Origin of the sequence: Lentilactobacillus sp. (assembly GCF_040773105.1) — a bacterium.
In the GTDB taxonomy this organism is placed as follows: Bacteria; Bacillota; Bacilli; order Lactobacillales; family Lactobacillaceae; genus Lentilactobacillus; species Lentilactobacillus parabuchneri.
Window position 1 is genome coordinate 1 of record NZ_JAXGWW010000096.1, and the last position, 7,666, is coordinate 7,666.

The window sequence follows — 7,666 nt, forward strand, 5'->3', positions numbered from 1 at the left end:
CGTCTTTATTGGCTGAAGGGAAGTTGCCTGCTTCATCTTTTTCCGTAAATTACTCATATAAACTTCAACGACAGAAATCGCCGTCTCTGATTCAAATCCCCATAAACGATCAAAAATCTGGTCCTTGGTAATGATTGTGTCGGGATTTTGGACAAAGTAGACCAGTAAGTCAAATTCCTTACCATTGAGGGCAAGTTCCTTGCCTTCCACATTGACCACCCGGTTACTGAGGTTAACGGTAAACGGCCCGACTGTCAGCGTGTTGTCGTCTCCCAGACGGCCGCTGCGCTTGAGTAGTGCTTTGACCCGCATCAACAACTCCTCACGGTGAAACGGCTTTGTCAGATAGTCATCGGCGCCGAGCTCAAATCCGTGCACTTTATCATCCAAGGTATCTTTAGCCGTTAAAATTAACACCGGCATACTCAAATGATCCTCGGTCCGCCAATGCTTCAAAACATCGTAACCGTTCACCTGTGGCAGCATCAAATCCAGCACGACCAGATCATAAATGCCTTCCTGACCAAGCATTTGTCCTTCGAAGCCATCGTAGGAAACGGTTGTTTGCGCGATCTCACCTAAGAACAATTCCAGGCTCTTGGCCAAATCTTCATCATCTTCAATTATTAGTATATGAAGTTCTTTCATTCAAAATTCTCCTTGTGGTTGATTTATCTATTGCCATTAAATTAATGTTTTTTGGGGCAATCGTCAACTAAAATTTGGGGAATTTATCATAAACCAAATCTTTTAAGCTTGTTTTATGCTTGAAAAGATAAACTCATTTCAATGCTTAAGAAAGGAGTGACTCACATCAAATTTACAAAGCAATTATTTAAATTTGGCATCATCGGTTTGTTAAACACGATTTTAACGTATGTCATTTACTTAGTCTTGCTCAACCCGACCAACGCAACCTTTGCGATGGGCGTTGGCTATGGTGTCACCTCACTTCTGGGGCTGACCCTGAACAACCATTGGGTCTTTCAAACCGGATCGTCATTGAAATCCGTTGTCTGGAAATACTATGCGACCTACCTGTTCACTTGGGTGATCAGTGTCTTATTCGCCCACTTTGCCAGCAACTGGTCACTGATGAATCCACATCTCATTCCCCTAGTCAGTTTAATCATCACCGTACCCACCAATTTCTTGTTATCAAAATTTTGGGTATTCAATCAACGTCACATAAAGGAGGTCCGCCGATATGGCAGCCAATAGTCAATATATAAGCAATACCCGAAATGATGAAACAAAAAGTCGAGGCAAATTCGATTGGATCCTCGGCATCATCTTAATTGCCGCCCTGTTTCTTTACGGGTGGGCAACTTGGAAGGCCGGATCGGCCAACGCATTTTATACCGCAGCTATCAAAAGTATGACCATGAGTTTTCACAATTTCTGGTACGGCAGTTTTGATCCAGCCGGCTACATCACGGTTGATAAGCCGCCAGTCGCACTATGGTTCATGGCCATCAGTGCCAAAATTTTTGGCCTTCATGGCTGGAGTATCGTATTACCATCCGTCCTCTTCGGTGTCGGTTCTGTTTACTTAATGTATCGCATTATTCAGCCATACTTCGGCAAAAATGCCGGTCGCTTAAGTGCATTGGCGCTGACCATCACGCCAATCGTTGTGGCAGATTCCCGAACGAATAATATGGACGCAACTTTAGTTTTCTTCCTAATGTTAGGCCTTTTCTTCTTGGAAAAGTCCATTGGAAGTCGCCGAATTTGGCCACTACTGGTCAGTTTTGGTCTGATCGGAATCGCCTTTAACGTCAAAATGCTTCAGGCCTTCATGATTCTGCCTGCGATGTACTTATTCTACTGGTTGGCCGCAAATGAATCTTGGAAGAAAAAAATTACGAAACTGATTTTTGCAACCGTTTCGCTTCTCGTTTTCACCTTAGCCTATCCAATTTCGGTTGATATGACCCCGGCAAGCAGCCGACCATATGTTGGTGGTTCAGAAACCAACTCCCTGCTGGAATTAGCGTTTGGGTATAACGGAAGTGAACGCCTACTTGGACAAACAACTGGAACCGGCGGAACGTTTGGTGCCGGAATGAACAGTAAGACCCAAAACAAAAAGGGCGGCATGCCAACCGGCGGCAAAGCGCCTACCGGTATGAAACAAGGAACCAAGAAGGGCGCCGCTGGCGGTAAGCAAATGCAAGCACCTGGTGGTAGCAAAAAAGGTGGCCCAGGTAAAATGGGTGCCGGCGGCGGTGGCGGTGGTGCTTTCAATATCGGCACAATCGGACCGTTTAGGTTGTTCCAGTCCGCATTGGGACCACAAGTCAGTTGGCTGTTACCATTTGCCCTCTTCGGTTTAATCGGTGGCTTGGCTTACTTCCGCGATAAACGACGTCGTTGGTTCTACTTAACCACTAAGCAAAAGCAACTGATTCTTTGGACAAGTTGGCTGATCCCCGTTTATGGATTCTTCAGCATTGCCAGCTTCTTTCATCCCTACTACATGATTATGCTGGCACCGCCAATTGCAGCGTTATTTGGAACCGGGCTAACTGCTTTAATTGGCCTGTTCAAAAATAGTCTGAGAACGAACTGGAAATTTTACCTGCTTCCGCTTGCGATTACAGCAACAGCAGCACTTCAATCCTGGTATGTTTACAGTTACTATCCATGGTTGACCTGGATCATTTTGATTGCGGCGATTGGCTTTTCCATTGGCCTGATCGTGATTCCACGTGGTCGGGCGCTTCAAGCATTGCTGGTTGGGGGGCTGCTTTCAATCATGGCTGCGCCAACCTGGTGGTCGTTAACCCCGACAATTGCGGCTGAGTCGGCAATGATTCCAACCGCAGGCCCTTCCCTGCTTGAATCATCCAGTAGTGGCATGCCTGGCGGTGGTGGCGGTATGGGAAACAGTTCAGTCAACAAGAAACTGTTAAGTTACCTTGAAAAACATCAAGGAAATGCCAAATACCTGTTTGCAACCAGTGATTCAACAACTGCCGCTCCGTATATCATTAAAACTGGGAAGGCCGTCATGGCCATGGGTGGCTTTAACGGAACCGACCCGGCGATCACGTTGACCCAGTTTAAAAAGCTTGTCAAAAACGGTGAATTAAAGTACTTCTATTACTCTGGCAAATCAGGTAATACGGCGATCATTAATTGGATTAAGAAACACGCCACAAAGGTAAAATCAAGCTTATATCAAAGCTCAAGTTCAACGGCTTCTGCTTCCGGAATGGGTCAAAAGCCAACTGCATCAACGGGCAAGCAGAAACCAAGCGGCAATGGTGCAAAGCCAACCCCTGGCATGCAGAAGCCAAGTGGCAAAGGCGCAAAGCTAACCCCTGGCAAGCAAAATTCGAAGATGAAATCAGGTACAAAATCAAGTACAAAATCCACCAAGAAACAAACAACAATGCAGCTACCAGGGGGTATGGGTGGCATGGGCGCATCCGGTGTCCTCTACGACCTATCATCAATTTATAAATAAAGGAGGCTTTCCAATGACTAACAAAAGCGAATTAATTTCAATCGTTCTTCCCGTTTTTAATGAGGAAGACGGCATTACGAGTACGATTGACACACTTGAAAAGTTCATTTCTAATCAGCCGCAAAATTTTGAACTTATCTTTGTGGACGATGGTTCAAAGGATAAGAGCGCGGACTTGATTCAACAGCAACAGGCACAGTACTCAAACATCAAGCTGGTTCAATTTTCAAGAAACTTTGGCCATCAGTTGTCAATTACTGCCGGAATTCGTTACACCAATGGCGATGCGGTCGTTGTGATGGATGCTGATTTGCAGGATCCTCCCGAGGTCATCGTCGACATGATCAAAAAATGGCATGACGGCTATGACGTCGTTTACGGAAAACGGATCTCCCGCGATGGTGAAAGCCTATTTAAGAAGATAACGGCCGCGGCCTTCTACCGAACCTTAAAGCACATCACAAGTGTTCACATTCCTGTCGACACCGGCGACTTTCGGCTCATGGACGTTAAAGTTGTCAACCAACTCAAGCGGATGAATGAACCGGACCCGTTTGTCCGCGGTATGGTCAGCTGGGTCGGCTTCAAGCAAACCGACGTCAATTATGAGCGACAGGAACGCGTCGCTGGAACAACCAAGTATCCGCTGCGGAAAATGATCCGACTGGCAATGGATGGCATCACCTCATTTTCATCCTTCCCGCTTCAAATTGCGAACTGGGTCGGGAGCTTTTCAATCATTTTTGGAATCGGCTACCTGATTACCTCATTGTTGACAACAATGAATACGATTCGCTTTGCGGTGTTCGCAGTCTTCTTAATGGTTGGCATCACCTTGCTGGCCGTTGGAACAATTGGCTCATATTTGTACCGGATCTTCGATGCATCAAGACGACGCCCATTATACATTGTCGCAAATACGTCGGGGTTTCGCTCACAAGAAACTGATCATCCAAAGACCTACTACCAAACCACAATCAGAGGACGGGCATTCCAATAAAAAGAAGCCACACTAAAAGGAGCAGCCAAAATCGGCTGCTCCTTTTGTTGTAAGCTCATGAAATGACATTCAATTTACTTAAAGTAATACCTGCTGAGTTCCAACGCGCTATTTTCCATTAACTGTTGGCCGTACTCGTTAAGAACTTCCTCAGTAACAGTGGTTTTCTTACCATATTCGTTGGCAATTGCAACTTCATCACTGACGACCATATCAACCGGGTCGTTGCTGTAAAGCTGCAATTTCAGGTAATACTTACCTTCATACAGGTACAAATCAGATGTTCCATTTTCCAATCGTAATGCCTTCGCCAATGAGGTGAAGTCGTCCAGTTGGTCGAACTCAAGGATAACGGTTCGCTTCTGATGACCAAACTCATCGTTTGTCTTCTTATCACTTACATGTTGTGGTTGATTATTACCGGTATGTTCTTCGATATATTTAGAAAAGCGATCACGCTTTTCAGGCTGGTCGGAATGATCCCCACTACCTGAATCAAACATGTCGTTATCGGACATATCAACATCCTTACTGATAAATAATTCCAATCCATTTTGGTTTGGAAGAACTTGGAAAGTGACGGCATCGTTATTTTGAAATTGGTGATCCTTGTCAACCTCTTCCAGAATACTATAGAAGAAGCTTTCGATCTGCTTGTGATTACCAAGTAAATCTAAAACGGTAATCCCGCGCTTATCAAGATCGTCATTACCAATCAGTACACGAATTGTATTCTCGTTAATTCGTTCCATTTCCATATTTAGCCACCCCTTTCAATATCTGAGGGTAATTAATAATAACATTGTATCATATTATTGTCTAAGTAAATAATACGGCTAAAGATGGATATTAACAAGCAATTAAGATTTCAAGCTCATAAGGCTCGGCGAACCATTTTTTCGAGTTCACACTTACGGGTTCCCCGTGGCATGAAGCAGCGAATTTCATCTTCATTGTAGCCAAACTCAATTCGTTTGGAATCCATGAGAATTGGCCGACGAATCAACTCGGGATGGGCAGCCAGTAGTGAGATGACCTCACCTATCGTCATCGAGTGAATCTGAGGCTTATATTGGTCGTAGAGGTATGAGCGTGTCGAAATCACATCGTCAGTTCCACCTTCAGATAACATAAAGATTTCTTTCAACTCGGTTTCAGAAAGCGGATTTGCAAAAAGATTTCGTTCCACAAAGTCCACCTTGTGATCGACGAGCCATTTCTTTGCTTTGCGACAAGAAGTACAGCTGGGTGTTGTAAGTAAGTTTACAGTCATGATTGCTACCTCCTAATAACCTTTGATGACTTGATTATATCGGAAATAGTTATAAAAATCATAAGATTCACAGAATGGACTAACATTCTGCTAACTTTCATCACATTTAAACTAAATATTGATTGTCAGGTGTTGCTGGGCGACCATAACAGGAAGGTCCTCGCCCGCACTATGTTGGGCTTCATCTTTGAGTTGCTGCAAATCCCCATCCGCAGGCAAGTGGGTCAGCAGTAGTTGATGAACCCCGCCATCATGAGCGAGTTTCCCCGACTCAGTTGAAGTCATGTGCCATTTTTGACCGGTCTTGTCAGCGAAGAAGTTCGTGTCGGTCATTAAGAGGTCTGCCCCTTTCACAAAATCAGTCAGCTCTGGAAAATATTTCGTATCCGCCGTAAAGACTAAGATTTTGCCCGTATCCTGCTCCTTGATGCGCAGTGCAAATGCCGGAACCGGGTGCTGTGTTTTGAGACAGCTGATTTCAAATGGCCCGACGCTTAACGATTTGTCGGGATCATACGCAACTGCCTTGGTGGAATTTGGCCAATCAAGTCCGGCAAATTTTGCCTTGTCGAGTCGATGACCATAAATGGGCAGTACAGGCTCTGTGTAACGTTTTTCATGTAATTGCCAATAATACTGCAGAACGCCAACGTCGGCTGTGTGATCATGATGATAGTGGGTTAAAATTAAGCCATTAAGCTTGAGTGGGTCAATGACTTCTTCCAAACTCAATAATGCCCCACTGCCACAATCAATTAACAAATTAAAGCCGTCAGACTGCAATAAATAACTACTGGTTGCGTTACCGTGTGCCGGATAACCGCCTAAATACCCAATAACTGTTAGCTCCAAAACGTTGCCTCCTCTTATTTTGTCTAAAGTATAATTTACTAATACTAAAAAGTAAATGTTTGGTTCTCTTAATGAAAAAAAGTATAATAAGTTTGTATATAGGAGGTGGGTCATATGAAAGAACAGATCGTCATTACATTTGGTGATGAAAAGATTTTATCAGAAATAAAAGCTGCTCATCCTGAACGTGACCTGGTGTTATACCAAGCATTAAGTCAGCAAGGTGAATTTATGTTACTTGATCATTCTGGTCAGGAAACGGTTTTTAAATCCCCTGTTTACTATGATATTTTGAGCCATGCCGGAACTGACAATTGGAATGGGTTCATTAGTTTTTCAACGCTCGACCTAAATTTTGAAGAGCAAAAAGTCTTCGACGCCCGAATCAATCGACTTCGTACCAATGGGCTCCCTGATGGTATGCACTCAATGTATTCGTTGAATTATCACAAAGATATTAGTCAACGCATCATTTTAGGAACTTGGAATGCTTATTCAGATTACGAGCTCTGGAAAAACAGTTCAGATGATTTTATTCCAAAAGAGTACCGTGATTCGCCAAACTTTTATTCACATGAAGCTTACTACACTCCGGCCAAGGAAAAAGAAACTCACTAAAGGCTTATCCATTACCGCTATGCTAACGAATGCATTTATACATAATTCGTTAGCATAGCGGTTTTCATTTCTAAGTCATTCGAATGAAGTGGTCAATCCCGATCGCTATAAATAAAGATATAAAAAAAGCAAGCTATCAATTAGCTTGCATACTGTCGATATCCACCGGTCCGTACGAGACTCGAACTCGTGATCTCCTGCGTGACAGGCAGGCGTCCTAACCAGCTAGACCAACGGACCAAAATTGCGGGAGCTGGGTTTGAACCAACGACCTTCGGGTTATGAGCCCGACGAGCTACCAGACTGCTCCATCCCGCGATAATATAAGAAAGAAATCATTCTTTGAATGACCCGTACGGGATTTGAACCCATGTTACCGCCGTGAAAGGGCGGTGTCTTAACCACTTGACCAACGGGTCATTTAAAACGGAGAAGGAGAGATTCGAAC

General features: G+C 44.1%; 8 protein-coding genes and 3 tRNA genes. 4 read left to right on the forward strand and 7 right to left on the reverse strand.

Annotated elements, in window-relative coordinates; genetic code table 11:
- Positions 1 to 648, reverse strand: a 648-nt coding sequence (locus tag AB3112_RS06360) for a response regulator transcription factor (protein ID WP_367334129.1), incomplete at its 3' end; no start/stop codon positions are given.
- Between the two features lie 141 nt (positions 649 to 789).
- Here AB3112_RS06360 and AB3112_RS06365 point away from each other — a divergent pair.
- Genes AB3112_RS06365 through AB3112_RS06375 form a run of 3 tightly spaced genes read left to right on the forward strand, consistent with a single transcriptional unit; the run spans position 790 to position 4,475 of the window.
- Positions 790 to 1,221, forward strand: a complete 432-nt coding sequence (locus AB3112_RS06365; RefSeq protein ID WP_075141086.1) for a GtrA family protein — start codon at positions 790 to 792, stop codon at positions 1,219 to 1,221.
- Positions 1,208 to 3,475: a glycosyltransferase family 39 protein gene (locus AB3112_RS06370; protein WP_367334130.1), complete on the forward strand. Its 2,268-nt coding sequence runs from the start codon at positions 1,208 to 1,210 to the stop codon at positions 3,473 to 3,475. Before AB3112_RS06365 ends, AB3112_RS06370 begins: the two co-directional genes overlap by 14 nt.
- A gap of 13 nt (positions 3,476 to 3,488) precedes the next feature.
- Entirely contained in the window at positions 3,489 to 4,475 is a 987-nt protein-coding gene (locus AB3112_RS06375; RefSeq protein WP_367334131.1) for a glycosyltransferase family 2 protein, read from the forward strand.
- 74 nt (positions 4,476 to 4,549) lie between these two features.
- On the opposite strand, the gene AB3112_RS06380 is transcribed toward AB3112_RS06375, so the two are convergent.
- The 3 genes from AB3112_RS06380 to AB3112_RS06390 all read right to left on the reverse strand — a co-directional run bounded on the left by AB3112_RS06380 (position 4,550) and on the right by AB3112_RS06390 (position 6,600).
- Positions 4,550 to 5,233 (reverse strand): adaptor protein MecA, encoded by a 684-nt coding sequence (locus AB3112_RS06380; RefSeq protein ID WP_367334132.1) that lies wholly within the window; start codon positions 5,231 to 5,233, stop codon positions 4,550 to 4,552.
- A gap of 116 nt (positions 5,234 to 5,349) precedes the next feature.
- Positions 5,350 to 5,748, reverse strand: a complete 399-nt coding sequence (gene spx / locus AB3112_RS06385; RefSeq protein WP_057910835.1) for a transcriptional regulator Spx — start codon at positions 5,746 to 5,748, stop codon at positions 5,350 to 5,352.
- Between the two features lie 111 nt (positions 5,749 to 5,859).
- Positions 5,860 to 6,600, reverse strand: coding sequence for an MBL fold metallo-hydrolase (locus AB3112_RS06390; RefSeq protein WP_084972810.1), 741 nt, complete (start codon positions 6,598 to 6,600; stop codon positions 5,860 to 5,862).
- A 114-nt stretch (positions 6,601 to 6,714) separates the two neighbouring features.
- Between AB3112_RS06390 and AB3112_RS06395 the strand changes: the two genes are divergently transcribed.
- Positions 6,715 to 7,218, forward strand: a complete 504-nt coding sequence (locus tag AB3112_RS06395; protein WP_057910833.1) for a hypothetical protein — start codon at positions 6,715 to 6,717, stop codon at positions 7,216 to 7,218.
- A gap of 166 nt (positions 7,219 to 7,384) precedes the next feature.
- On the opposite strand, the gene AB3112_RS06400 is transcribed toward AB3112_RS06395, so the two are convergent.
- From AB3112_RS06400 to AB3112_RS06410, 3 genes are all read right to left on the reverse strand, one after another.
- A tRNA-Asp gene (locus tag AB3112_RS06400) sits at positions 7,385 to 7,458 on the reverse strand.
- Between the two features lie 4 nt (positions 7,459 to 7,462).
- A tRNA-Met gene (locus AB3112_RS06405) sits at positions 7,463 to 7,536 on the reverse strand.
- Positions 7,537 to 7,565: 29 nt separating this feature from the next.
- A tRNA-Glu gene (locus AB3112_RS06410) sits at positions 7,566 to 7,637 on the reverse strand.
- Positions 7,638 to 7,666 lie beyond the last annotated feature (29 nt).